Raw genomic sequence first — 24,777 nt, forward strand, 5'->3', positions numbered from 1 at the left:
GGCCTCCATGGAGGTCGTCATCGCTCCCGAGCGGGAGCTGGCGGCGCTGGCCGCCGACGCGATCGAGTCGTTGCTGCGTCGTCGTCCCCGGACCGTGCTGGGGCTGGCCACGGGCTCGAGCCCGCTGAAGGTCTACGACGAGCTGGCTCGCCGTCACACCGAGGACGGGCTGTCCTTCGCCGAGGCGCGGGGGTTCATGCTCGACGAGTACGTGGGTCTGGCCGCCGACCACCCGGAGCGGTACCGCAACGTCATCGCGACCGAGATCGCCGAGCGGGTGGACTGGCCCGCCGACCAGGTCCGGGGTCCGGACGGGCTGGCGGTGGACCTGCCGGCGGCGTGCGCGGCCTACGAGGAGTCGATCCGGGCGGCCGGGGGAGTGGACCTGCAGCTGCTGGGGATCGGGACCGACGGGCACATCGCGTTCAACGAGCCGGGGTCCTCGTTGGCCTCGCGCACGCGGATCAAGACGCTGACGCGTCAGACGCGGGTGGACAACGCCCGGTTCTTCGACGGTGACGTCGAGCGGGTGCCCACGCACTGCTTGACTCAGGGTCTCGGCACGATCATGCAGGCCCGGCACCTGGTGCTGCTGGCCACGGGCAAGCACAAGGCCGAGGCGGTGCACCAGCTCGTCGAGGGCCCGGTCTCGGCGCTGTGGCCGGCGACGGTGATGCAGTTACACCCGCACGCCACGGTGCTGGTGGACGAGGCGGCCGCCTCGCGTCTGCAGCTGGCCGACTACTACCGCCAGACGTACGCCTCCAAGCCCGACTGGCAGGGCCTCTGAGACGAGGTTCGCGGGGTGAGTGTGGCCCTGGGCCGCCGGGTGCGAAATACTGGGCGAATGAGCATGAGCCGTTCGAATCCCCTGCCTCGGGTCCCCACGCCGCCTCAGGGGGACGAGGTCGCCGCCTACGACTCGTACCTCGAGGCGCAGAAGGCCGTCGACTACCTCTCGGACGAGAAGTTCCCCGTCCAGCACGTCACCATCGTGGGCACCGACCTGCGGATGGTCGAGCGCGTCACCGGCCGGCTGACGTACGGCCGGGTGGCGCTGGCCGGCGCCCTGTCCGGCGCCTGGTTCGGCTTCTTCGTGGGCCTGCTCCTGATGTTCTTCGCCGCGGGCGAGACCAGCGTGCTGCTCGTCGCGCTGGCGCTCGGCGCCGGGTTCGGACTGATGTTCTCCGTGCTCTCCTACGCCTTCACCGGCGGGCGGCGGGACTTCACGTCGCAGTCGCAGATCGTGGCGTCCACGTACGCCCTGCTGTGCGCCACCGAGCACGCGGCCGAGGCGCGGACCATGCTGCAGAACGCACCGGGCGGGCTGGGCAAGCCCCGGCGCCGGGAGCGGCCGGCCGCTCCCGCGGCCCCGTCGTCCCCGGACCCGCGATGGACGATGCCCGACGGCGCCCCGCGCTACGGCGCGATGCGGCCCGGCGGGGAACCAGGTCCGGCCGCGACCCCGGGCGGGTCGGGATCGTCGACGTCGGCCGTCGCCGGCGGCGAGGGGCCCTCGCAGCCGCAGCCGGGCCCCGACGAGCTGCCGCCCGCGGTGCCGCCGCAGGGCGGGGAGTCGCCGTCGTCGACCTCCACGCCGACGGCCCCGCCGCCGTCCTCGGACCCCGACGACCCGTACGCGCCGCCGCCGGAGCGCTGAGCGCCGGTTCCGCGTCCGCCAGGGCGCCGTCCGAGCCGCCACCTGCCGGTTCGGGATCCGGCCGCGCCGCCGTGGTGAGTTCGGTCCGTCGCAACGAGTTCGGTCAGGATCCTGACCGAACTCGTTCCACCCGACCGAACGGTGCGCCGTGCGGGCCACCCACAGCACCGGCTGTCCACACCACGGGCCGGATCCTGTCGGCTCGCGCCACCGCATGTCCGGCAGGCGCGGCACCGTGGCCGGATGAGCCCCTCCGACGAGATCACCCTGGCCGGCGACACCTACCGGGCCGCACTGACCCGGTCGGTCCGGGCCGGCGAGGTCGTCAAGGTCCGCTACGGCGCCTATCGGGCGCGGGCCGACGGCGAGATCGGCCTGACGGACCACGTCCTGGCGCTGCGGCGTCAGCTGCGCGACCCCGTGTTCAGCCACGAGACCGCTGCTGTGCTGCTGGGCTGCTCGCTCTGGCACCGCCCGGAGCGGGTGCACGTGATGCGACCGTACCGGCGCTCGGGCCACGCCTCACGAGACGTGCAGTGGCATCTCGGCACCGTCCCTGCGGAGGAGCTGCTCCGCCTCCGGGGACTCGAGGTGACGACGCTGGCCCGGACGGTCGTCGACTGCGCCCTGACGTCGCATCCTCTGCAGGCACTGGTCGTCGCCGACTCCGCACTGCGGCTGGACCCACCCCTGGACCTGACGGCGGCGCACCATGTGCTGCGGCGTTCGCGTCGTCGCCAGGGCCGGGCACGTGCGCGCTGGGTCCTCGACCATGCCGACGGCGGGTCGGAGTCCCCCTGGGAGACCTGGACACGCTACGTGTGCCTGCGCGCCGGGATGCCCCGTCCGATCACCCAGGCGCCCGTCAGGACCCGGGTCCGTCTCTACCGCTGCGACCTCGGCTGGCCCGAGCACGGCGTGTACGTCGAGTTCGACGGTCGCATCAAGTACGCGCGGTCCGGCACCGCGGAGCTGCTGCGGGAGAAGAAGCGCTCCGACGACCTGCGCGAGGCGGGAGTGGTCCCGGTCCGGGTGCTGGCGACGCAGCCGTCGGGCGTACCGCGGGTCGTGGGCGCCGTCGCGCGGAGGTTTCCTCCGGAGGTGGCGGCGCGATTCCGGGTGAATCCCGTGCTTCCGGCGCCGACCTGACGACCCAATCCGGTCGGTTCGGTCGTCCGGAACGGGTTCGGTCGACATGTTGACCGAACCCGTTCCGGACGACCGAACGGAGAGACTGCTCAGGGCTCAGGGCTCAGGGCTCAGGGCTCAGGGCTCAGGGCAGCGGGGAGCTCAGGCGCGTACGCGCGCCATCCAGGCCTCGACGTCCTCGGGGCGCCGGGGGAGCGCCGCGGAGAGGTTCTCGTTGCCGTCGGCGGTGACCAGGACGTCGTCCTCGATGCGCACCCCGATGCCGCGGTACTCCTCGGGCACGGCCAGGTCGTCGGCCTTGAAGTAGAGCCCCGGCTCGATGGTGAACACCATCCCCGGCTCGAGCACGCCGTCCAGGTACATCTCCCGGCGGGCCTGTGCGCAGTCGTGCACGTCGAGACCCAGGTGGTGCGAGGTGCCGTGCACCATCCAGCGACGGTGCTGCTGGCCCTCGGGGGACAGCGACTCCTCGGCGCTCACCGGCAGCAGCCCCCACTCTTCGAGCCGGGCGGCGATGACCTCCATCGCGGCGGCGTGGATGTCGCGGAACTTCGCGCCGGGCTTCGCCACGGCGAACGCGGCGTCGGCGGCGTCGAGCACGGCGGTGTAGATGCGGCGCTGGACGTCGGTGTACTCGCCGTCCACGGGCAGCGTGCGCGTGACGTCGGCGGTGTACAGCTCGTCGATCTCGACACCGGCGTCGAGCAGCACCATCTCGCCGGATCGCACGACGCCGTCGTTGGTGATCCAGTGCAGCGTGGTGGCGTGCTCGCCGGCCGCGGCGATGGTCTCGTAGCCGACCGTGTTGCCCTCGAGCCGGGCGTGCGCGTCGAACGTGGTCTCGATGACGCGCTCGCCGCGGCGGTGCTCGACGGCGCGCGGCAGGGCCCGGACGACCTCCGCGAACCCGTCGATCGTGCGGTCCACGGCCTCACGCATGAGCTCGATCTCGAGCTCGTCCTTGACCAGGCGCAGCTCGGAGGCCGCCTCGGCCAGCGCGTCGTCGGAGGCGGACTCCTCGGTGCCGGCCTCGGTGCGGATCGCCTCGATCACGGCGGTGATCTCGTCGTCGGCCTCCGCGATCACGAGGACCTGCACGCCGTCGGCGCCGACGTCCTTGGCGAGGGCCTCGCGCAGCTCGTCGACGTGCCGCGCCTCGACGCCGGTGGTGGTGGTGACGTCGTCGAGGGTGGGCCGGGCGCCCACCCAGAACTCGCCGTAGCGGGCGTCGGCGTAGAACTCCTCGGTGTCCCGCGGGGCCAGGGGGCGCACGTACAGCACGGCGTGGTGGTGCGACCCGCCGTCACCCTCGCCCTCGGCGGTGGGGTGCAGCACGAGCACGGCGTCCGGCTCCTGGTCGGTGCCGAACCCGGTCAGGTGCGCGAACGCCGAGTGCGGCCGGAACCGGTAGTCGGTGTCGTTCGAGCGCTGCTTCAGCGGCCCGGCCGGCAGGACCAGCCGGGTGCCGGGGAATCGCGCGGAGAGGCGCGCGCGGCGGGCCGCGGTGAACGGCGCGGCGCGGCCGGGCGTGACGCCGAGGTCCTGCCGCGGACCCCACTGCGAGGTGATGAACTGCTTGAAGGCTTCCGAGGTGGGGCGCTGGGACCGGTTGCTCCCGCGCTCGGTGATCTGCTCGTCCGCGGGCCGGTCGACCGGGGTGGTGTCGCTCATGGTGCCAGTCTCGCACCTCGCCGCGCCCGGCTGCCGCCCGCGTGGTCCGCCAGGGTCACCGGCGCGCGAAGTCGGCCAGGGCGCGGCTCAGCACCCGGTTGTACTCGTCGGGTGCGTCGAGATGTACGTCGTGTCCGATCCCGGGGACGACGACAAGTGCCCCCCGGTCGGCCGCCCGCGCGAAGCGCTGCTCCTGCCAGCGCAGATGGCACCGCGAGCCGTTGACGAGCCACACCGGCACCGTCATCGTGCCGAGGTCCGCCAGCGCCGACCGGCCGGCCAGCTCGCCGAGCGCGTCGGTGACGAGGTCCCATCCGGGCCGGTCGTCCGTCGTCGGGACGGACCCGGGCAGCCGACGGCGGACGGCCTGCCCGGCACGGGCGACGCCGTCGGCCACGTCCCGGTACAGCCGGACGGGCTTGCCGCGCGGCTCGGTGCTGCACCCGGAGGCCACGACGCCGAGCAGCGGCCGCGTGACGTCGTGCGCGCGGTCGGCGGCCCAGCCCAGCGACACGTAGCCGCCCAGCGACTGGCCCACCAGCACCACCGGGGTGCCCTGCGGGAACGAGGCGACGGCGTCGTCCAGGTGCTCCCAGGCGCGCCGGAAGGAGAAGCGCTCGGCCAGGTGGCGGCCGTGCCCGGGCAGGTCGACCGGGACGGCGGCATGGCCGAGGTCCTCGAGGTGCGCCACCTGGTCCCGCCAGGCCGAGGCGTCCTGGCGCATGCCGTGCACGAGCACGACGCCGACCTGCTGGGTCGGCGTCGGCGTGTCGGTGCGGGACATCAGCGGAACAGTCACGCTCCCCATCCTCCTCCGCCGGTGCGCCGGTGGTCCGAGGAGCGCGTGGAGAGCGTGTGAGGGCATGGCGGCGCGTCCCTACACTTGGCGGGTGATCGACCTCCATACCCACTCCTGCGCCTCGGACGGCACGGACACGCCACGAGGTGTCATGGAGGCCGCGGCCGCGGCCGGCGTGACCGTCGTCGCCCTCACCGACCACGACACCACCGCCGGCTGGGACGAGGCGGCCGCCGCGGTGCCGGACACGCACGTGGCGCTGGTGCGCGGCGTCGAGATCTCGACGCGCGCGCACACCCCGGCCGGCGGCGTCAGCGTCCACCTGCTCGCCTACCTGCACGACCCGCAGCACCCCACGCTCCGGTCCGAGCTGGAACGGACGCGTGACGACCGCGTGCAGCGTGCCCGGCGCATGGCCGAGCGGCTGGCCGAGGACTTCCCCCTGACGTGGGACGACGTCGTGGCGCAGACCCACGACGGGGCCACGGTGGGGCGTCCGCACCTGGCCGACGCCCTCGTCGCGGCGGGCGTGGTCGCCCACCGCGACGAGGCCTTCGCGACGATGCTGCACCCCGGCGCCCCGTACTACGTGCCGCACTACGCGCCGGACACCGCCGACGCCGTGCGCGCGGTGCTGGCCGCCGGCGGTGTGCCCGTGATGGCGCACCCGCGTGCGGGCACCCGTGGCCGGGTGGTCACCGAGGACACCATCGCCGAGCTGGCGCAGGCCGGGCTGGCCGGGCTGGAGGCCGACCACCGCGACCACACGGACCCCGACCGTGCGCGGATGCGCGACCTCGCGCGCGAGCTGGGGCTGCTCGTCACCGGGTCGAGCGACTACCACGGGGCGGGCAAGCACAACCGTCTGGGTGAGCACCGGACCGACCCCGCGGTGCTGGCCGAGATCGAGGACCGAGGAACGCTGGAGGTGCTGCGCCCGTGGACCAGGTGATCGAGCTGACCCTCTTCACCCAGGCGTTCGTCACGCTGTGGGTGATCATGGACCCGCCCGGCACCATCCCGGTGTTCCTGGCGCTGACCTCCACCATGGGGGCCAAGCAGCGCAGCCGGGCGGCGCTGCAGGCCGTGACGGTCGCGTTCGGCGTCATCGTGACCTTCGCGCTGTTCGGCCAGCAGCTGCTGTCGTACATGGGCATCTCGCTGGCCGCCCTGCAGGCGTCGGGCGGTCTGCTGCTGCTCATCGTGGCGATGCAGCTGCTGACCGGGCACTTCGAGAACGGCGAGGCGACGGCGGCGACCCCGGGGGCGAACGTCGCGCTGGTTCCGCTGGGGACACCGCTGCTCGCCGGGCCGGGCGCGATCGTGGCGACGATGGTCTTCGTCCAGCAGGCGAACACCGAGGACGACTGGGTCCCGTCGGTGGTCGCGATCGCGCTGGCCATCGTGCTCGTGCACGTCTCGCTCTACCTGGCCATGCGGTTCGCCGAGGTGCTGCACCGGGTGCTCAAGGACTCCGGGGTCACCCTCATCACGCGGATCGCCGGCATCCTGCTGGCCGCCATCGCCGTCCAGCAGATCGCGGACGCCGTCATGGAGTTCATCGCCACCGCGTGACGGGCCGGACCCGGGCGGCGCGGACGGGCACGTCAGAGGTCGAGCGGTGTCAGCGTGACCTCGACCGGCTCCCCGGGGGCGAGCCCCTCCGCGCGCCGCACGGCCTTCTTCATCGGCAGGACGTAGCCGGACTGCTCCTTCGAGGGGAACACGGAGGTGCGCCACGTCGTGGTGCCCACCGTGACCTGCACGCGGATCGACCCGAAGCCGCGGGGAGGCAGAGGCACCTCGGCGAGCAGGTCGGACTCGTCGGGCGGGACCGTCACGAACCACCAGGCGTCGTCCTGGCGCGCGTCCCACTGCCACAGGGGCGCGGTGAACGTGAGCTGCATGCCCTCACGGTACGACCGGCGTACGACAGAGGGCGGAGCCGCGGGAGTACCGCGGCCCCGCCCTCCGGGGACCGGTCCGCCCGGCCGTCGGCCGGGCGCACGGGTGACTCGTCAGTCGGTGGTGGCCGACGGCGCGCTGCCGCCCTGGCCCTCGCCGGCACCGCTGCGGCGACGACGACGGCGACGACGGCGCTGACCACCCTCGCCGTTCGCGGCCTGGTCGGAGCCCTGGCCGGCGGGGCCGGACTGCTCCGGGCGGGCAGCGCCGTCGGACCGCTGACCCTGGCCACCACGGCCGCCACTGCCGCCGCGGGAGCGTCCGCCACGGGAGCCGCCGCGACCACCCTGGCCACCCTGGCCGCCCTGCCCGCCGCGACCCTGACCACCGCGACCGCCCTGACGGTCCTGGCCGCCCGAGCGCTTGCCGGTCTCGCCGAGGTCCTCGAGCTCCTCGGCCTCCAGGCCGCCGAGCCGGCGCTTCTCCTTCGGCAGCCGGCCCTTGGTGCCCTCGGGGATCGAGAGGTCGGTGTACAGGTGCGGCGAGGAGGAGTAGGTCTCGACGGGCTCGGGGAAGCCGAGGTCGAGCGCCTTGTTGATGAGCTGCCAGCGGGGCACGTCGTCCCAGTCGACGAACGTGATCGCGGTGCCCTTGTTGCCGGCACGGCCGGTGCGGCCGATGCGGTGCAGGTAGGTGCGCTCGTCCTCGGGGCACTGGTAGTTGATCACGTGCGTGACGTCGGTGACGTCGATGCCGCGGGCGGCGACGTCGGTGGCCACCAGCACGTCGATGTTGCCGTGGCGCAGCGCACGCAACGCCTGCTCGCGGGCCCCCTGGCCGAGGTCGCCGTGGATGGCGCCGGCGGCGAACCCGCGCGTGCGCAGCTCGTCGGAGACCTTCGCGGCGGTGCGCTTGGTCCGGGTGAAGACGATGGTGCGGCCGCGGCCCTCGGACTGCAGGATCCGGGCCAGGACCTCGACCTTGTCCAGCGCGTGGGCGCGGTAGACGACCTGGCGGGTGTTCTTCACCGTCGCGCCGTCGTCGTCCGGGTCGGCCGCGCGGATGTGCGTCGGCTGCTTCATGTACCGGCGGGCCATGGAGACCACGGGGCCGGGCATGGTCGCCGAGAACAGCATCGTGTGCCGCACGGCGGGGGTGCGCGCCAGGATCTTCTCGACGTCGGGCAGGAACCCGAGGTCGAGCATCTCGTCGGCCTCGTCGAGGACGACGGTGGCGGCGCGGGACAGGTTCAGGTGGCCCTGGTTCATCAGGTCGACGATGCGCCCCGGCGTGCCGACGACGACCTCGACGCCGCTGTTCAGCGTCTCGATCTGCGGCTCGTAGGCGCGACCGCCGTAGATCTGGACGATGCGGACCGAGCGGCGGGTCGAGGCCGACTCGAGGTCCTTGGCGACCTGGACGGCGAGCTCGCGGGTCGGGGCGACGACGATCGCCTGCGGCTTGCCGGGGGCCGGCAGCAGGTCGTACTCGGGCTCGCCCGGGGCGGCGACGCGGTGCAGCAGCGGCACACCGAACCCGAGGGTCTTGCCGGTACCGGTCTTGGCCTGGCCGATGATGTCGTGCGCCTGGAGCGCGACCGGCAGGGTCATGGCCTGGATGGGGAACGGGTGGGTGATGCCGGAGTCCCGCAGGGCCTCGACGATCTCGGGGCGGACCCCGAAGTCGGCGAAGCTGACGTCCTGCGCCTGGATCGCCGCCGGGGTGGAGTAGTCGGGGTCGCTGGTGCCGGGCGCCGTGGGGGCGTTCTCGGCGGTGGTGTCTGTGGTCACTGGTGCCTTCACATGTCGTCGGCGCCACGGACCTCGCGGTCGGGCCGCGGATCGCACGCTGCGCCGGAGTGGTCGGCAGCCGATCGCGGAAGTACGTCGCGCGGTGTGCGCGTCAGGTCAGCATCGAGACGACCGGGCAACCGAGGTACTCGGCTATGGTATCGGACGCACCCCGCCGGCGGGTGAGGCGTTCGACACGGGGACACCTATCCTGGTCCGGTGAGCAGCCAGCGCCCTTCCGCCGTGCCCGCCGCCGTCGTCGACCTGGTGGGTTTCGCCGCCTACTCCGAGCTGGCCGAGTTCGGGCTGCTCGCCACCCGGTCGGTGGACGCTCCCGACCTGGCCGTCCGCCAGGCACTCGCCGACGGCGCCGACCGTGCGCTCGACCGCGAGCGGGCCGTCCTGGCCGTGGTCGAGGGCTCGGCGGCCGAGGTCATGGCCCCCTTCGCCGACGCGCTGACCGAGTTCGACACCCGGACCCGCACCGACGACTGGGCCGAGGGCGTGCTCAAGGGCGTCGTCGGGCACGGGGTCGCCCAGGACTTCTGCCGCGCCCTGGCGGCCGGCGTGGAGGACCCCGTCGGCAAGAAGCTGCGCGAGGTGCTCGACCGGCCCGCACCCGGTCCGGCAGCGGGCGCGGAGGCGGGGGCCGACGCCGAGGCCATCGAGGTGCTGGGCCGTCTCGGGGCCGGCGACGAGGTGCTGGCCTCGCGCCTGGCCCTGTGGGGGCGGCGTGTGGTGGGCGAGGCGCTGAGCCTGGTGACGGTGCTGCTGGACCAGCACCCGGGTCTCGACGAGCTTGCCGCACGGGCCCCCGCCGCCCACGGCGCCGACGAGGTCGAGCCCGACGGCGCGCGCACGTGGCTCGTCGCGCGGCTCACCGCCGAGCACACGCGGCGCATGGACCGGCTCCGGCTCGCGGCCTAGCGGGACGACGACGGCGGGACGGCCGCCGTCCCGCCGTCGTCCCGGCCGCGTCGCCGGAGGCGGTCCGCGGCGTCAGAGCGAGCCGAACCCGACCGGGCGCTGCTCGCCGCTGCCGATCTCCACGTAGCCGAGCACGGACGACGGCACGAGGATCTGGCGCCCCTTGGTGTCCTTGACCTCGAAGGGCTTGCCACCCTCGAGCGCCGCGCGGACAGCCTCGGCGACCTCCTCGGGCTTCTGGTCGGTCTCCACCACCAGCTCGCGGTTCAGGTTCTGCACACCGATCGTGATCTCCACGTTGTCTCCTTCGCGATCGGCGTCGCGCCTGCGACGCCGGGTGGATCTGGCTGACCTGATCCTATGCACCCGGGGGGTGGGTCGGCGGCGCCGTCCGCGCAGGGTGAACGCCGACGGGGTGTCGGAGGGTCGTGGTCGAATCGTCCCCGTGACAGCCACCGCCCCCTCGCCCGGCGTCCCGACCGGCGCTGCCCGCGCCGCGGTCCGCCTGGTGCCGCCGGCCCCCGCGCAGGACGCCGGGGCCGCGGTCGTGCTGGACGAGACGCAGGAGGCCGCGGTCGCCGAGGCGCTCACGGCGCCCGCCTGCCTCGTCGTGGGCGCGCCGGGCACGGGCCGGACGACGGTCGCGCGCGAGATCGCCGTGCGGGCGATCCGTGACGGTCTGGACCCGGCCCGCGTCCTCGTGCTCGCCGCGACCCGGCGTTCGGCGGCTCGCCTGCGCGACGAGGTGGCCGCCGGTGCGGACCGGACGATCGGGGCGCCGATGGTGCGCACCGCGGCGTCGGCGGCGTTCTCGGTGCTGCGCACCCGGGCCGGGGCGCTGGGCGAACCGGCGCCCACCCTGGTCTCGGGGCCCGAGCAGGACCTCGTGCTCGCCGAGCTCCTGGAGGGCCGGCTCGCGGGGGAGGGGACCCCGCTGCCGCTGCCCGACGGGCTGCCCGAGGAGTCGCTGGGCCTGCGCGGGCTGCGCCAGGAGCTGCGCGACCTGCTGATGCGGGCCGCCGAGCGTGGGCTCGCCCCCGCCGACCTCGCCGCGCTGGGCCGCCGCCACGAGCGGCCCGAGTGGGAGCTCGGGGCGCGCCTGTACGAGGAGTACCTGGACGTCATGGCGCTGCGCCTCGGCACCCCGGACGCCGGGGAGCGGTACGACCCGGCCGTCGTCGTCGACGAGGCGGCGCACGCGCTGGCCACCTGGCGCGACGAGCTCCCCGACACCCCCGCGCCGCGCTGGGACCTCGTCGTGGTTGACGACTACCAGGAGGCCACGGTGGCCACCGCGCGGCTGCTCGGCGTGCTGCACGACGACGGCGCCCGGCTCGCGCTCCTCGCCGACCCGGACGTCGCGGTGCAGGGCTTCCGCGGTGCCGTGCCCGGGCTGGTCGGCCGTGCCGCCGCGCGCCGGGGCGAGGTCGGGGCCTTCGACGCGCGCACCGTCGTCCTGGGGAGCGCGTGGCGTCAGCCCGAGCGGCTGCGCGACGTCACGCGCGCGGTCACGTCCCGCGTCGCGACCGTCTCGGGAGCCCTGCACCGTGGCGCGGCCGCCCGGCCGGACGACGGCGACACCCGAGCGGAGGACGGCGACACCCGGCCGGACGACGCCGCGCGGGCCGACGTCGCCGTGCTCGCCGGCGCCGCCCAGGAGGCCGCGTACATCGCCCGTGAGCTCCGGGCGGAGCACCTGCTGCACGGCACCCCCTGGGAGCGCATGGCCGTGGTCGCCCGCAGCGGCGACCGGCTGGCCTCCCTGCGGCGTGACCTCGTCGCGGCCTCGGTGCCGGTGGCCCTGCTCGGATCGGACGTTCCGCTGCGCGACGAGCCCGCCGTCGTGCCGCTGCTCGCCGCCCTGCGGGTCTGCGCCGGACCGGGACCCCTGGACCGGATCCTGGCCGAGGGCTCCCCGGAACCGCCGCCGCTGCTCGACCCGGAGACCGCGGCGCTGCTGCTCACCTCACCGGTCGGCGGCCTGGACGTCGTCGCGCTGCGGAGGCTGCGCCGCGCGCTGCGGGCCGAGGAGCTCTCGGGCGGGGGCGGGCGCTCGTCGGACGCGCTGCTGGTCGAGGTGCTCGGCGACCCGGACCGTGCGGCGACCCTGCCGGCCGTCGTGCGCCGCGGGCCCCTCGCCGTGGCGCGGGTGCTCGCCGCGGGCCGGGACGCCGCCGCCGTCGAGGGGGCGACCGCCCAGACCGTGCTGTGGGCCGTGTGGGCCGCCACGGGCCTCGCGGACCGCTGGCGCGACCTGGCGCTCGCGGGCGGTCCGGCCGGTGTGCGGGCCGACCGGGACCTGGACGCCACGCTCGCGCTGTTCCGCGCGGCCGAGACGTACGTCGAGCGGATGCCCGGCGCGCCGGTCGGGGCGTTCGTCGACTACCTCGCCTCCCAGGACCTCCCGGCCGACTCGCTCGCGGCCTCGGCGACCGGGACCCGGTCGGTCGAGGCGTTGACACCGGCCGGGGCCGCGGGCCGGGAGTGGGACGTCGTCGTGGTCGCCGGCGTCCAGGACGGCGTGTGGCCCGACCTGCGGCTGCGCGACTCCCTGCTCGGCTCGCAGGCGCTGGTGGAGCTGCTCGCCGGCCGGTCCGCGGACGCCCACGGCGTGGGCAAGGAGGCGCGGGCCCAGGTGCTCGCCGACGAGCTGCGCGCCTTCGCCGTCGCCACCTCGCGGGCCCGCCGCCGGCTGCTCGTCACGGCGGTCGAGGACGCCGAGGACAGCCCCTCGGTGTTCTGCGACCTCGTCGACCCCCGCGGCGACGACGGCGAGGGTCCCGACCCTCGTCGCGTCGGCGTCGGCCCGCCGCTGGACCTGCGTGGGATCGTCGCGGCCGCGCGGGCGGAGCTGGTCCGGGCCGCCACGGCGCGGCTCGCCGCGGGGGACGACACGGGCGAGGAGCCCGCCGCCGACGCCCACGCGGGCACCGGCGCCGGCGCGGGTGCCGACGAGGGCGAGGGTGCCGACGGGGGCGCCGCTGACGCGGACACCTCCGCCGGGACGGCGGCCGCGCTGCTGGCCCGGCTGGCGGAGGCGGGGATCGCCGAGGCCGACCCGCGGACCTGGTACGGCGTCGCGCACGCCTCCAGCGACGCGCCCCTGTGGGGACCCGAGGACGAGGTGACCGTCTCGCCCTCCAAGGTCGACACGGTGGACTCCTGCGCGCTGCGCTGGGCCTTCGAGTCCGCGGGGGGCACCGCGCCCGACGCCACGCACCAGAGCCTCGGCACGCTGGTGCACAGCATCGCCGAGGAGCACCCCGCCGCGTCGCTGTCGGTGCTGCGCGCCGAGCTCGACCGCCGCTGGCCCGAGCTCGCGCTGCCCGAGGGATGGCCCACCCGCCAGCTCCGGCGCCGCGCCGAGGCCATGATCGAGCGGCTGGCGGCCTACACCGCCGAGCACGGTGAGCCGCTGCTCGTCGAGCCCGCGTTCGACCTGACGGTCGGCCGTGCGCGCCTGCGCGGCAAGATCGACCGGGTCGAGCCCGACGACGACGGCGTGGTCGTCGCCGACCTCAAGACCGGCCGGTCGATGCCCGCGCAGGCGAAGGCGGCGGAGAACCCGCAGCTCGGTGCGTACCAGCTCGCCGTCGAGTCCGGTGCCCTGGAGCTCCCCGACGGCGTCCGCAGCGCGGGGGCGCGGCTCGTCTACGTCGCCAACGGCGCCCGCGGTGCCACCCTGCGCACCCAGCCGGCCCTGGAGGTCGAGCCCGACGGGTCGAGCTGGGCGCGTGCGCTCGTCGAGCAGGCCGCCGACACCATGGCCGCCTCGGCGTTCACCGCCCGGGAGAACGACCTGTGCACCATGTGCCCCGTGCGGCGCAGCTGCCCCGTGCAGACCGAGGGACGGAGCGTGATCTCGTGACGACGTCGGACGCCGGCCGGCCGCGCCGCGACGAGGAGCTGCTGCTCGACGACGCCGCCTGGTCCGCCCTGCCGGAGCAGGACCGCAGCACGCAGCTCGGCTTCCCCGCGCTGGCCGGCCCGGACGACGAGGACGCGCAGCCCGCGGCGCCGCGGCTGTCGGCCCGGGACATCGCCGGGCTGCTCGGGCGTCCCGCCCCCACCGACGAGCAGGTGGCCGTCATCGAGGCGCCGCTGGAGCCGGTGCTGGTCGTGGCCGGCGCCGGGTCGGGCAAGACCGAGACGATGGCGGCCCGCGTCGTGTGGCTCCTGGCCAACGAGCTGGTCGAGCCCGAGGAGGTGCTGGGCCTGACCTTCACCCGCAAGGCGGCCGGCGAGCTGTCCGCGCGGGTGCAGTCCCGCCTCGGGCAGCTCGCGCGGGCGCGGGGCGGGTCGTCGTCCGACCTGGACCTGCTGGCCCGCCCGACCGTCGCCACGTATCACGCGTACGCCGCCTCCCTGGTGGGTGACCACGGGCTGCGCCTCGGCGTCGAGCCCGGGTCGCGGCTGCTCGGCGAGGCGAACCAGTGGCAGCTCGCGGCGGAGATCGTCGAGTCCTGGGACGGCGACCTGGGCACCGAGAAGGCGGTCAGCACCGTGGTCGGGGCCGTGCTGTCGCTGTCCGGGGCGCTGGGGGAGCACCTGCGTGACGTCGACGAGGCCCGCGCGGCGCTCGAGGACGTCGTCGAGCGTCTCGAGAACCTGCCGCTCGGTCCGCGCCAGCGGCAGCGCACCAAGGAGGTCGAGGCGCTCATCGGCTCGGTGGCCGAACGGGCCCGCCTGCTCGACCTCGTCGCCGAGTACCGGCGTCGCAAGCGCCACACCGACTCCCTCGACTTCGGCGACCAGGTGGCGTTCGCCGCCGAGCTCGCGCGCACCGTGCCCGCGGTCGGCGCGGGCGAACGCGCGCGCTACCGCGTCGTGCTGCTCGACGAGTACCAGGACACCTCCCACGCGCAGGTCGAGCTGCTCGCCGGCCTGTTCGGCGGGGGCCACCCCGTGACCGCCGTGGGAGACCCGCACCAGTCCATCTACGGCTGGCGCGGGGCCTCCGCGTCCGGGCTGTCGCGGTTCCCCGACCGGTTCCGGCACGCCGACGGCGGCACGGCCGCCGTGCGCTACCTGAGCACGTCGTGGCGGAACGACGACGCCGTCCTGCAGGCCGCCAACGTGGCGTCCCGCCCGCTGCGCGAGGAGAACGGGGCCGGTGTTGTCCGGGTGCCCCCGCTGGACCTGCGCCCCGGCGCCGGCACGGGGTCCGTGACCGCCCACGTGGCCGCCACCCTGGAGGAGGAGGCCGAGGCTGTCGCGGACTTCGTGGCCGCCCGCTGGCGTCGGTCGAGCCGCCCGGACGCCTCCGACCGGGTCACCGCCGCGGTGCTGTGCCGCGTGCGGTCGCAGTTCCCGGCCCTGGAGACGGCGCTGCGCCGGCGCGGCCTGCCCGTGGAGGTGGTCGGCCTGGGCGGCCTGCTGAGCACGCCCGAGGTGGTCGACGTCGTCGCGCTCCTGGAGGCCGTCCACGACCCCTCGCGGGGCGACTCGCTGCTGCGGCTGCTGACCGGGCCGCGCGTGAACCTCGGGGCCGCCGACCTGCACGCGCTGGGATCCTGGGCCGCCGACCTGGCGCGCCGCGACGCCCCGCGGCCCTCCCCGTCGCGCACCGACGCAGCATCCGAGGGGTCCGAAGGGCTCGGGGGCCCGCAGACGGACGACCCCACGGTCGTGGAGGGCGACGTCGTCGACCACCGCTCCCTCGTCGACGCCCTGGACGACCTGCCCGAACCCGGCCGGGCCGCCCGGGACGGCCGCGTGCTCACCCCCGACGGGCATGCCCGGCTGGCCGCGCTGTCCCGGCTGCTGCGCGGGCTGCGCTCCCTGACGTACCTGTCCCTGCCCGAGCTGGTCGTCGTCGCCGAGCGGGCGCTCGGGCTCGACGTCGAGGTCGCCACCGCGGAGATCCTCGCCGACGGGCTGGTCGCCACCGGCGGTGCGACGGCCGCCGAGGGGGTGAGCCGCCGGGGCCGCGAGCACCTGGACGCGTTCCGCGACGTCGCCGCCGGGTTCGCGCAGTCCGCCGACCTGGCGACGCTGGGTGCGTTCCTGGCCTGGCTGGGCGTGGCCGACGATCAGGAGCGCGGACTGGACATGCCCGTGCGGGAGCCCGACCCCGACGCGGTGCAGATCATCACCGCGCACGCCGCCAAGGGCCTGGAGTGGGACGTCGTGGCGGTGCCCGGACTGGTCGACGGCGTCTTCCCGACCATCGCCGAGACGTCGAAGGGTCGCACCGACTCCGGCTGGCTTACGGGCCTCGGCGAGCTGCCCTACCCGCTGCGCGGCGACGCGGACGACCTGCCCGTCTTCCGCCTCGACGAGGCGGAAGACACCAAGGACCTCGTCGCCCGCCGGGACGAGTTCGTCCTGGACTGCGGGGCCCACCAGCTCGCCGAGGAGCGCCGGCTCGCCTACGTCGCCTTCACCCGGGCCCGCCGCGAGCTCTTCTGCACCGCGCACTGGTGGGGGACGGGGTCCCGGCCGCGCCAGGTCTCGCCGTTCCTGGTCGAGCTCGCCGCCGAGGGCCTCGTCGACACCAGCGGCTGGCACGCGCTGCCCGACGCCACGGACGGCAACCCCCGGGACGACCTCGAGCGGTCCGGCGTGTGGCCGGCGCCGCGGGACACCGCAGGTCCGGAGGTCTCCCCGCGCGACGTCCTGCGTGCCACCGCCGCCCGCGTCACCGAGGCGGCCCGGCAGGGCGCGGTGCCGGACGACGGCGCGCTGCGCGACGTCGCCGGGCACGACCTCGTCGAGCTGTCCCGGATCCTGCTCGCCGAGCAGGCCGAGCACGACGAGCCCACCGTCGAGATGCCCGCGCACGTCTCGGCCTCCGGGCTGGTGCGCCTGTCCCGCGACCGGGACGAGTTCGCGCGCCAGCTGCGCCGGCCGGTGCCCGCCGAACCCACGGTGCACGCCCGCCGCGGGACGCTGTTCCACGCCTGGGTCGAGCAGTTCTACTCCGCGGCCTCCCTCGTGGACGTCGACGACCTGCCCGGTGCCGACGAGCAGGACACCGCCACGGACCTCGCCCTGGACGAGCTGCGCCGGCGCTTCGAGCAGACGCCCTGGGCGGCGCGGACCCCGGTCGCCGTCGAGCAGGACGTGGAGACGCCCATCGGCGGTGTCATGGTGCGCTCGCGCATGGACGCCGTCTTCGTCGATCCCGACGCACCGCCGCCGGCACCCGGCGAGCCGCCCGCCGTCGTCGTCGTGGACTGGAAGACGGGACGCGAACCCACCGACCCCGCCGACCGCGCCCAGCGGGAGGTCCAGCTCGCCGCGTACCGGCTGGCGTGGTCGCGCTGGAAGGGGCTGCCCGTGGAGAAGGTCGGCGCGGCGTTCGTCTACGTCACCTCCGGGACGACGGTGCGGCCCGCCGAGCTGCTCGACGAGGCCGGGCTGGAAGCGCTCGTCCGCGGCTCCTAGGCTGCTCCCGTGGTCGCAGCCGTGGGTCTCGTCGTCGTCCTGGCACTGCTCGCTCTGTTCCAGGTGCTGGTCGCCTGCGGCGCCCCGCTGGGTGCTTTCGTCTGGGGCGGCCGCCACCGGGTGCTCCCGGCGCGGCTCCGCGTCGGCAGCCTGGTCGCCGTGCTGGTCTACGCGGCGGTCTCCGTCGTCGCGCTGGACCGCGCGGGCATGATCGACGTGCTGCCCGACGGCGTCGCCCGCGTGGCGATGTGGGTGGTCGTCGGGTGGTTCGCGCTGTCGATCGTGCCCAACGCCATCTCCCGCAGCCGTCCCGAGCGGCTCCTGATGACACCCGTCACCGTGGTGCTCGCCGTGCTCGCCCTCCTGGTCGCCCTCTCCTGACCGTTGTGGGCGGGAAATCTGCAGGCAGGCACCGCTGAGGACCTGCAGATTTCACGCCCACAGCGTCACGCGGGGGTGTCCTCCCGGGTGGCCTCGTCGAGGTCGGCGAGCATCGACTCCGCGTCGGCCACGACGTCCGGCAGGCCGCGGCGCACCCCGTGCATGAGCCACCGGGCCAGGGCCAGCTCGCCCACGAGCAGGGCGCGGTCGACGAGGCGAGGGTCCGCCAGCTCGGTCCGGCGCAGCCGGTAGGCCTCCATGATCGCGTCCACGCACTCCGGCGGCGCCGCGGCGAGCAGCCAGGCGAGATCGTCGGCCGGGTCGGCGACCCGCGCCTCCGACCACCCGCTGATGCTGCCCACCCGGTTCCCGGAGGCCAGCACCTGGTCGGGGGCGAGGTCCCCGTGCACGACGACCGGCTGGAACCGCCACAGGCTGATGTCCTCCAGCGCGGCCTCCCACCGGCGCAGCAGCCGCGTCGGCACGCGCCGGGTCGCGGCCGCCTCGTCCAGCTCGACCAGGCGGCGCTCGCGGTACTCGGCCGCTGTGTAGCAGGGCAGCCCGCACGCCTCGACGACCGCCACCGGCAGCTCGTGCACCGCGGCGAGCGTGCGCCCCAGGTCGGCGGCGAGCCCCGGCCCGGGGCGCAGCGCGGCGACGTCCAGGGGGCTGCCGCTCAGGCGCCGGTGGACGACGGCGCGACCGCCCTCGGGCAGCAGCGCCGACCCGGCGACGCGGGGCACGGTGAAGGGCAGCACGCCCGCCTCGACGTACAGGTGCAGCGACTCGAGCAGCTCGATCTCGGCCTCGAGGGCGGCGCCGGCGAGCGTCGTCGACGGTGCGCGGACCAGCCACTCCGCGCCGTCCCCGGTCGTGACGATGGCGACGTCGTAGTCGCCCGGCACGTCGTCGGGGTGCACGGACCGCGCGTCGAGGCCGGGCACGGCAGCCGTGGCGAGCGCGGCGAGAGCGAGGGGACTTCGGGGCACGGTCCCACCGTAATGGGCCGTACCGGCGCCGCAGCGGTGCGTCCGCTGGCGTGTCCTGGCGTACGGTCGCAGGCGTGAACCCCCTGGAGCTGCCGTTCTCCCGCACCCGCCACGACCGCGCCGCGCACCGGCGCTCCGAGAGCGACCTCGTCGACCGGCTGCGGCGGGGACCTGACACCCGGGTGCTGGTCCTGCACCGCAAGCGTCTCGCCGTCGTCGGCCACGAGTCGCCGCGCGCGGCGCTGCTCGCCCCGGGCGGGCTGCCCGAGGGGACCTGGGTCTACCTCGGCGAGGACCACGGCGCGTCCTACGCGGCGCTGCTGCTGCCCGACGACGAGGGCCTCGCACCGCCGGAGGGCGCCGACGGGTGGTCGGGGCTGCGCGAGCTGACCTCCGGCCAGGCCGAGGCGCTGGCGGAGGACGACGACGCGACGGTCCTGGTGCACGGCCTGTCGGTGGAGGCCGTGGCCCTGGCGGGCTGGCACGCCACGCACCGACGCTGCGGTCGCTGCGGCACACCGACCCTCGTGGTCCAGGGCGGCTGGGCGCGCCACTGCCCGGTGGACGAGCGCGAGACCTATCCGCGCACCGACCCCGCGGTCATCATGGCCGTCGTGGACGACGCCGACCGGCTGCTGCTCGGGCACGCGGCCACGTGGCCGGCGGGACGGTTCTCGACGCTGGCCGGCTTCGTCGAGGCGGGCGAGGCGCTGGAGGACACGGTGCGTCGCGAGGTGGCCGAGGAGTCCGGCGTCGTCGTCGGCACCGAGCCCGGCGACGTGGTCTACCGGGGCTCGCAGGCCTGGCCGTTCCCGGCCTCGCTCATGCTCGGCTTCCGGGCGCGGGCGATCGGGACCGAGGTGCGCACCGACGACGAGGAGGTCACCGACGCGCGCTGGTTCGCGCGCGACGAGCTGTACGACGCGGCCGCCTCCCGCGAGCTGCTGCTGCCCGGGCGGCACTCGATCGCCCGGGCCCTCATCGAAGAGTGGTACGGCGCGGAGCTGCCGGGCACCTGGTGACCCCGGCAGCTCCGGGACGCATCAGGACAGGGCGGAGCGCACGTCGGCCAGCGACGGGTTGGTCGCGGCGGACCCGTCGGGGTAGACGACCGTCGGCACGGTGCGGTTGCCGCCGTTGACCTGCTCGACGTACGCGGCCGTCTCGGGCTGCTCCTCGATGTCGATCACCGTGTAGCCGATGCCCTCGGAGTCGAGCTGCGTGCGCAGGCGCCGGCAGTAGCCGCACCACGGCGTGGAGTACATCGTGATGGTGCCGGGCTCGGGCAGCGTCGGGGCGAGGGTCATCGTGGTCCTCCTGGGGAAACCGGGGTCGGTGTCGGGATCGGCTGCGACAATCGCAGACGATGTCCCTCACGACCAACTCACCGGGCGCCCCGCTTCATCCCGACGCGATCCTGGACGCCCTCGACCCCGAGCAGCGCGACGTCGCGCTCGCGCTGACCGGTCCCGTCTGCGTGCTCGCGGGCGCCGGCACGGGCAAGACCCGGGCGATCACCCACCGGATCGCCTACGGCGTGCGCACCGGGGCCTACCCGCCGACGTCGGTGCTCGCCGTGACCTTCACCGCCCGGGCGGCGGGGGAGATGCGCACCCGCCTGCGCGACCTGGGTGCCCACGGCGTGCAGGCGCGCACGTTCCACGCGGCCGCCCTGCGCCAGCTCGGCTACTTCTGGCCGCGCATCGTCGGCGGCGCGCCGCCCCAGATCCTCGAGCACAAGGCACCGGCGGTGGCCGAGGCCGCGCGGCGCGTGGGGGCGAGCGTCGACCGCGTCGCCGTGCGCGACCTGTCCAGCGAGGTCGAGTGGTCCAAGGTGTCGCTCGTCACCGCCGAGGACTACGTGCGGGCCGCCGCGGCCGACGACCGACCGCCGCCGTCGGGCTACGACCACCAGACGGTGGCGCGCCTCATCAGCGCCTACGAGGACGTCAAGACCGAGCGCGGGGTCATCGACTTCGAGGACGTGCTGCTGATGCTCGCCGACATGCTCGGCTCGCACCCGCACGTCGCCGACCAGGTGCGCTCCCAGTACCGCCACTTCGTCGTCGACGAGTTCCAGGACGTCTCGCCGCTGCAGCACTTCCTGCTGAACCAGTGGTTGGGGGACCGGCGCGAGCTGTGCGTGGTGGGCGACCCGTCGCAGACCATCTACTCGTTCACCGGTGCGACGCCGCACTACCTGCTCGACTTCACGCGCACGTACCGCGACGCCCAGGTCGTCAAGCTCGTCCGGGACTACCGCTCCACCCCGCAGGTGGTCTCCCTGGCCAACGACCTGCTGCGTCGCGGCCGGGTCACCGGGGCGCTGGAGCTCGTGGCGCAGCGCCCCTCGGGGCCGGCGGTCTCCTTCACCACCCACGACGACGACGAGGCCGAGGCGGCCGGCATCGCCGCGCGGGCCGCGCGGCTCGTCGCCGACGGCGTGCGGCCCAGCGAGATCGCCGTGCTGTACCGCACCAACGCGCAGTCGGCCTCCTTCGAGTCGGCGCTGTCCGAGGCCGGCGTCAGCTATCAGGTGCGCGGCGGCGAACGCTTCTTCACCCGCAAGGACGTCCGCGACGCCATCGTGCTGCTGCGGGGTGCCGCGCGCTCCGCCGACCCCGACCAGCCGATGCCGGAGCAGGTGCGCGACGTGCTCGTCTCGGCCGGCTGGTCCGGCGAGCCGCCCCACGCCCGGGGCGCGGCGCGCGAGCGCTGGGAGGCCATGCAGGCGCTGGTGGCGCTCGCGGACGACCTGGCCGCCGCCGCGCCGGAGGACGCGCCGGCGACGCTGCCGATGCTGGTCGACGAGCTCGCCGAACGGGCGGCCTCCCAGCACGCACCGACGGTCGAGGGCGTCACGCTGGCCTCGCTGCACTCGGCCAAGGGGCTCGAGTGGGACGCGGTGTTCCTCGCGGGCATGAGCGAGGGACTCATGCCGATCTCCCTGGCCGAGACCCCCGAGGGTGTCGAGGAGGAGCGCCGGCTGCTGTACGTCGGGATCACCCGGGCGCGCGAGCACCTGGAGATCTCCTACGCCCGGTCCCGCAACCCCGGCGGACGCGCCTCGCGCAAGCGCACCCGGTTCCTCGACGGTCTGTGGCCCGACGACGGGCGCGGGCGGCGCGGGGGTGCCGGGCGGGGCGCTCGCGGGCAGGCCCGGTCCCAGCTCTCCGGGGAGGCCGACGTGGCGCTGTTCGACGCCCTGCGCGAGTGGCGGCTGTCCGTGGCCCGCGAGGTCGACAAGCCCGCGTTCACGATCCTGGGTGACGCGACGCTGGCCGCGATCGCCGAGCTGCGGCCGTCCTCGACCGCCCAGCTGGCGCGGATCAACGGCATCGGACCGGCCAAGATCGACCGCTACGGCGAGACCCTGCTCGACCTGGTGCGTGGGGCGTCCGAGGCCTCCTGACGGCACCCGCGGAGGGCCCGCGGGCAGCCGGGAGGACGTTGCCGAGAAAAGTTCCGAAAAAGATGTGGCGAGCACCCCGGGGCGGTCTATGCTCGTGGAGACCGAGTTCGTTGCGGTGACCACCGAGAGGTGGGCGCCCGAGACCAGTGAGGAGGTGGGCACGAGATGAACACGATGACGCAGAACATCGGCGCGACCGGCATCGCGACGGGGGAGAAGTACGCCTTCATCACTGTCGTTCCGGCTGTGCGTCTGCGCACGCGCGGCGGAGCAGGCGTTGCTCTCGTCGATCTCGCACCCGGCTCCGCTCCCTGGAGGCATCCGGTCCACTGACCGGTCCAGGCCGCGGAGTCCACCCGGGACCCGCGGCCTTCGTCATTCCTGACCAGGAGACGGCCATCGTCGGCCGGACGAACCGGCCCCCTGCACCCCAGGGGACCACCCGCAGGTCCTGAACACCGACGTTCACACCACACCCAGGACCTGACGGAGGAACATCGTGCGTCTCGCACAGCTGTTGGACGAGCGGCTGGTCGATGCGACCCCCGCCGGCGGCAGCCGCCAGTGGACCCCCCACCAACCCGTGACCCAGGACCCGGCCGAGGCGGCCGCGCTGGACCGGCAGTTCGCCGAGCTGCTGCCGTGCCGGACCAACGACCCCGAGCTCTGGTTCGCGGAGCACACCAGCGAGGTCGAGCGGGCCAAGGCCCTGTGCCGGACCTGTCCGCTGCAGGCGGGCTGCCTGGCCGGCGCCCTCGACCGCAACGAACCCTGGGGCGTCTGGGGCGGCGAGGTGTTCGTCGACGGTGTCGTCGTGGCCCGCAAGCGGGGCCGGGGCCGGCCACGCAAGAGCGAGCAGGCGGCCTGAGCCGTGCTCGTCGTCGACCCCTGAGGCGGCGCACCCCGACCGGTGCGCCGCCTCCGTCTACGGGTGCGCCGGCCGCGTCGCCGGGACCCGGCGGACCGGGGGAGGCGCGGGCGCCGTGCACCCGCAGTCCGGGTGCGGCGACAGCGGGCGGACCCGTGCCAGGGCGTCCGGCAGCCCGACCTGCAGCACCGCGCCCGCCGCGGCGGGCCGACCGCCGTCGAGGTGCGCGAGCACCTGACCGGTGGCGAGGGCGGCCCCGGTCGTGGCCAGCACCGTCTCGTGCCCGGCGGGCAGGGCCCATCCGGCGAGCTGGCCGACGAGCCGCGGCCAGTCGGGGTCGGCGTCCACGTCGTGGTGGAACCGGCAGGCCATGCAGGCCGTCCCGCCGGGTCGCACGAACGGCCCGATCTCCAGACCGGCCTCGCCGGCCACGACCGGCAGGTGGGCGATGCCGTGACTCATCAGCCGGGCGAAGTCCTCCGGTCGGCCTGCACCGGTGCAGACGACCACCGCGTCGGGCGGAGCCTCGTCACGCCACGTCGTCGCCACGCGCGTCCCGGGGTGCTGCTCGGCCAGCCGGCGCCGCAGGCGCGACGCGCGCCGGTGCCCGACGTCGACCTCGTCGTAGGCGCCGACTCCCAGGTCGACGAGTTGGACGGGGGAGTCGTCGTCGAGCAGCACGGTGCCGACCCCGGCGGTGGCGAGGTGTGCCGCGAGCAGCGCTCCGAGCCGCCCCAGCCCGACCACGGCCACCCGGGAGCGTGCCCGCCCGGCGAGGGTGCGCAGCCCGTCGCCGTCGACCCGGAGCGCGGCGAGCGCGGGCGCGTCCGCCGCACCGCCGGCCGCGGCCCGGACCGACGCGGCGGGGGCGGCCGGCGGGACGAGGAAGCCGGCGTCGGCCAGCAGCCTGAGGATCCGGGCGCGTCGCTCCGGCGCGACCCGGTGCCGGGCGGCGCCGTGCTCCAGGTCGCCGTGGCGCGCGGCGGCGGCCTCGTGCAACCAGGTCCGCTCGGCGTCGGACAGCCCGGAGACCAGCAGCGACCACCGGTGGTCCGACCCGAGCTGGAGCGTCCCGGAGCCGCGGTCCAGGACCGGCGTCCCCCGGCGCAGCCGCAGTCGGCGGGCGGGAGCGGAGGTGTCGGCAGAGGCCATGACGACAACCTGGCACGGTGGTGCGCGAGCCCGCCGCGTCCGTCCACAGTGCTGTGGACGGGTCCGGATCGGGCGGTTCGGGTGTGTGCTGTCACACAGTCTTGACGTGTTCCCGGTATTCTCGTGGGGTGGCCCGGGACACGTTGGCGTCCGTCGAGGTCCGACGGAGCCGCCGTCGGACCGCCACGGTGAGCGCTTTTCGTGACGGAGACCGCACCGTCGTCGCGATCCCCGCGCGCTTCTCCCAGGCCCAGGAGCGCGAGTGGGTGGCCAAGATGCTCGCTCGCCTCGAGGACAAGGAGCGGCGTCGCCGCCCGTCCGACGACGAGCTCGTCGAGCGGGCGCACGAGCTCTCGGTGAAGTACCTCGACGGCCGGGCGCGGCCCACCAGCGTGCGCTGGGTGTCCAACCAGGAGCGCCGCTGGGGCTCGTGCACGCTCGTGGACGGTTCCATCAGGCTGTCGACCCGCCTGCAGGGGATGCCGGAGTGGGTCATCGACTACGTGCTCCTGCACGAGCTGGCACACCTGCTGCACGCCGGCCACGGCCCCGACTTCTGGCGCCTGCTCGAGTCCTATCCCCGCACCGAGCGGGCGCGCGGGTTCCTCGAGGGCGTGTCCTTCGCCGGGGACGGTGCCCCGGACGACGACGCCGACTCCGGGTCGTCGGCCGGCTGACCGGCCCG

Annotated in this window: 22 protein-coding genes; 14 read left to right on the forward strand and 8 right to left on the reverse strand. The window is 75.3% G+C overall.

Annotated elements, in window-relative coordinates; all coding sequences use genetic code 11:
• The first annotated feature begins 7 nt into the window (after window positions 1–7).
• The 3 genes from nagB (at window position 8) to PO879_RS04225 (ending at window position 2,809) form a co-directional block, all read left to right on the forward strand.
• Entirely contained in the window at window positions 8–790 is a 783-nt protein-coding gene (gene nagB / locus PO879_RS04215; protein WP_278236678.1) for a glucosamine-6-phosphate deaminase, read from the forward strand.
• A 57-nt stretch (window positions 791–847) separates the two neighbouring features.
• A complete protein-coding gene (locus PO879_RS04220; protein ID WP_278236679.1) occupies window positions 848–1,660 on the forward strand; it encodes a general stress protein in 813 nt (270 codons plus the stop codon).
• A 243-nt stretch (window positions 1,661–1,903) separates the two neighbouring features.
• A complete protein-coding gene (locus tag PO879_RS04225) occupies window positions 1,904–2,809 on the forward strand; it encodes a hypothetical protein (RefSeq protein WP_278236680.1) in 906 nt (301 codons plus the stop codon).
• A gap of 141 nt (window positions 2,810–2,950) precedes the next feature.
• Here the strand turns inward: PO879_RS04225 and PO879_RS04230 are convergent, their stop codons facing one another.
• Both PO879_RS04230 and PO879_RS04235 read right to left on the reverse strand, forming a co-directional pair.
• Window positions 2,951–4,480 (reverse strand): aminopeptidase P family protein, encoded by a 1,530-nt coding sequence (locus PO879_RS04230; RefSeq protein WP_278236681.1) that lies wholly within the window; start codon window positions 4,478–4,480, stop codon window positions 2,951–2,953.
• A gap of 55 nt (window positions 4,481–4,535) precedes the next feature.
• The gene (locus PO879_RS04235; protein ID WP_278236682.1) at window positions 4,536–5,279 is read right to left on the reverse strand and encodes an alpha/beta fold hydrolase; all 744 of its coding nucleotides are present in this window, start codon (window positions 5,277–5,279) and stop codon (window positions 4,536–4,538) included.
• 91 nt (window positions 5,280–5,370) lie between these two features.
• Here PO879_RS04235 and PO879_RS04240 point away from each other — a divergent pair, with 91 nt between their 5' ends.
• Both PO879_RS04240 and PO879_RS04245 read left to right on the forward strand, forming a co-directional pair.
• Window positions 5,371–6,231, forward strand: coding sequence for a PHP domain-containing protein (locus PO879_RS04240; protein ID WP_278236683.1), 861 nt, complete (start codon window positions 5,371–5,373; stop codon window positions 6,229–6,231).
• Window positions 6,219–6,854 (forward strand): MarC family protein, encoded by a 636-nt coding sequence (locus PO879_RS04245; RefSeq protein ID WP_278236684.1) that lies wholly within the window; start codon window positions 6,219–6,221, stop codon window positions 6,852–6,854. The genes PO879_RS04240 and PO879_RS04245 overlap by 13 nt, the downstream gene beginning before the upstream one ends.
• A gap of 32 nt (window positions 6,855–6,886) precedes the next feature.
• Here the strand turns inward: PO879_RS04245 and PO879_RS04250 are convergent, their stop codons facing one another.
• Complete coding sequence (locus PO879_RS04250; protein ID WP_278236685.1) at window positions 6,887–7,186, reverse strand: DUF1905 domain-containing protein; 300 nt, start codon at window positions 7,184–7,186, stop codon at window positions 6,887–6,889.
• A gap of 111 nt (window positions 7,187–7,297) precedes the next feature.
• Complete coding sequence (locus PO879_RS04255) at window positions 7,298–8,896, reverse strand: DEAD/DEAH box helicase (protein ID WP_278237451.1); 1,599 nt, start codon at window positions 8,894–8,896, stop codon at window positions 7,298–7,300.
• A 297-nt stretch (window positions 8,897–9,193) separates the two neighbouring features.
• Here PO879_RS04255 and PO879_RS04260 point away from each other — a divergent pair, with 297 nt between their 5' ends.
• On the forward strand, window positions 9,194–9,901 hold the full coding sequence (locus PO879_RS04260; protein WP_278236686.1) for a ferritin-like fold-containing protein: 708 nt from the start codon (window positions 9,194–9,196) through the stop codon (window positions 9,899–9,901).
• 72 nt (window positions 9,902–9,973) lie between these two features.
• Here PO879_RS04260 and PO879_RS04265 read toward each other — a convergent pair whose 3' ends face one another.
• Window positions 9,974–10,198, reverse strand: a complete 225-nt coding sequence (locus PO879_RS04265; RefSeq protein WP_278236687.1) for a DUF3107 domain-containing protein — start codon at window positions 10,196–10,198, stop codon at window positions 9,974–9,976.
• Between the two features lie 148 nt (window positions 10,199–10,346).
• On the opposite strand from PO879_RS04265, the gene PO879_RS04270 reads away from it, so the two are divergent.
• The 3 genes from PO879_RS04270 (at window position 10,347) to PO879_RS04280 (ending at window position 17,671) form a co-directional block, all read left to right on the forward strand.
• The gene (locus PO879_RS04270) at window positions 10,347–13,769 is read left to right on the forward strand and encodes an ATP-dependent DNA helicase (RefSeq protein ID WP_278236688.1); all 3,423 of its coding nucleotides are present in this window, start codon (window positions 10,347–10,349) and stop codon (window positions 13,767–13,769) included.
• 110 nt (window positions 13,770–13,879) lie between these two features.
• Window positions 13,880–17,290, forward strand: coding sequence for an ATP-dependent DNA helicase (locus PO879_RS04275; RefSeq protein ID WP_278237452.1), 3,411 nt, complete (start codon window positions 13,880–13,882; stop codon window positions 17,288–17,290).
• Between the two features lie 9 nt (window positions 17,291–17,299).
• Window positions 17,300–17,671, forward strand: a complete 372-nt coding sequence (locus PO879_RS04280; RefSeq protein WP_278236689.1) for a hypothetical protein — start codon at window positions 17,300–17,302, stop codon at window positions 17,669–17,671.
• Window positions 17,672–17,736: 65 nt separating this feature from the next.
• Here PO879_RS04280 and PO879_RS04285 read toward each other — a convergent pair whose 3' ends face one another.
• Complete coding sequence (locus PO879_RS04285) at window positions 17,737–18,660, reverse strand: macrolide 2'-phosphotransferase (RefSeq protein WP_278236690.1); 924 nt, start codon at window positions 18,658–18,660, stop codon at window positions 17,737–17,739.
• 74 nt (window positions 18,661–18,734) lie between these two features.
• On the opposite strand from PO879_RS04285, the gene nudC reads away from it, so the two are divergent.
• Entirely contained in the window at window positions 18,735–19,682 is a 948-nt protein-coding gene (gene nudC, locus PO879_RS04290; RefSeq protein ID WP_278236691.1) for an NAD(+) diphosphatase, read from the forward strand.
• Between the two features lie 21 nt (window positions 19,683–19,703).
• On the opposite strand, the gene PO879_RS04295 is transcribed toward nudC, so the two are convergent.
• Window positions 19,704–19,967, reverse strand: a complete 264-nt coding sequence (locus PO879_RS04295; RefSeq protein ID WP_278236692.1) for a mycoredoxin — start codon at window positions 19,965–19,967, stop codon at window positions 19,704–19,706.
• Between the two features lie 59 nt (window positions 19,968–20,026).
• On the opposite strand from PO879_RS04295, the gene PO879_RS04300 reads away from it, so the two are divergent.
• The 3 genes from PO879_RS04300 to PO879_RS04310 all read left to right on the forward strand — a co-directional run bounded on the left by PO879_RS04300 (window position 20,027) and on the right by PO879_RS04310 (window position 22,940).
• The gene (locus PO879_RS04300; protein ID WP_278236693.1) at window positions 20,027–22,072 is read left to right on the forward strand and encodes an ATP-dependent DNA helicase UvrD2; all 2,046 of its coding nucleotides are present in this window, start codon (window positions 20,027–20,029) and stop codon (window positions 22,070–22,072) included.
• A gap of 174 nt (window positions 22,073–22,246) precedes the next feature.
• Window positions 22,247–22,405, forward strand: a complete 159-nt coding sequence (locus PO879_RS04305; protein ID WP_278236694.1) for a hypothetical protein — start codon at window positions 22,247–22,249, stop codon at window positions 22,403–22,405.
• Window positions 22,406–22,655: 250 nt separating this feature from the next.
• Window positions 22,656–22,940, forward strand: a complete 285-nt coding sequence (locus PO879_RS04310; protein ID WP_332902946.1) for a WhiB family transcriptional regulator — start codon at window positions 22,656–22,658, stop codon at window positions 22,938–22,940.
• Between the two features lie 57 nt (window positions 22,941–22,997).
• Here the strand turns inward: PO879_RS04310 and PO879_RS04315 are convergent, their stop codons facing one another.
• Window positions 22,998–24,092 (reverse strand): ThiF family adenylyltransferase, encoded by a 1,095-nt coding sequence (locus tag PO879_RS04315; protein WP_278236696.1) that lies wholly within the window; start codon window positions 24,090–24,092, stop codon window positions 22,998–23,000.
• A 128-nt stretch (window positions 24,093–24,220) separates the two neighbouring features.
• Here PO879_RS04315 and PO879_RS04320 point away from each other — a divergent pair, with 128 nt between their 5' ends.
• Window positions 24,221–24,769: a M48 family metallopeptidase gene (locus tag PO879_RS04320; protein WP_278236697.1), complete on the forward strand. Its 549-nt coding sequence runs from the start codon at window positions 24,221–24,223 to the stop codon at window positions 24,767–24,769.
• Window positions 24,770–24,777: the final 8 nt, after the last annotated feature.

It is taken from the genome of Isoptericola sp. AK164, assembly GCF_029643425.1.
GTDB classification, from domain to species: domain Bacteria; phylum Actinomycetota; class Actinomycetes; order Actinomycetales; family Cellulomonadaceae; genus Isoptericola; species Isoptericola haloaureus.

Coding starts and splice junctions, on each gene's coding strand:
- nagB (WP_278236678.1), top strand. CDS start 8: ATGGAGGTCGTCATCGCTCCCGAGCGGGAGCTGGCGGCGCTGGCCGCC.
- PO879_RS04220 (WP_278236679.1), top strand. CDS start 848: ATGAGCATGAGCCGTTCGAATCCCCTGCCTCGGGTCCCCACGCCGCCT.
- PO879_RS04225 (WP_278236680.1), top strand. CDS start 1,904: ATGAGCCCCTCCGACGAGATCACCCTGGCCGGCGACACCTACCGGGCC.
- PO879_RS04230 (WP_278236681.1), bottom strand. CDS start 4,480: ATGAGCGACACCACCCCGGTCGACCGGCCCGCGGACGAGCAGATCACC.
- PO879_RS04250 (WP_278236685.1), bottom strand. CDS start 7,186: ATGCAGCTCACGTTCACCGCGCCCCTGTGGCAGTGGGACGCGCGCCAG.
- PO879_RS04295 (WP_278236692.1), bottom strand. CDS start 19,967: ATGACCCTCGCCCCGACGCTGCCCGAGCCCGGCACCATCACGATGTAC.
- PO879_RS04300 (WP_278236693.1), top strand. CDS start 20,027: ATGTCCCTCACGACCAACTCACCGGGCGCCCCGCTTCATCCCGACGCG.
- PO879_RS04305 (WP_278236694.1), top strand. CDS start 22,247: ATGACGCAGAACATCGGCGCGACCGGCATCGCGACGGGGGAGAAGTAC.
- PO879_RS04315 (WP_278236696.1), bottom strand. CDS start 24,092: ATGGCCTCTGCCGACACCTCCGCTCCCGCCCGCCGACTGCGGCTGCGC.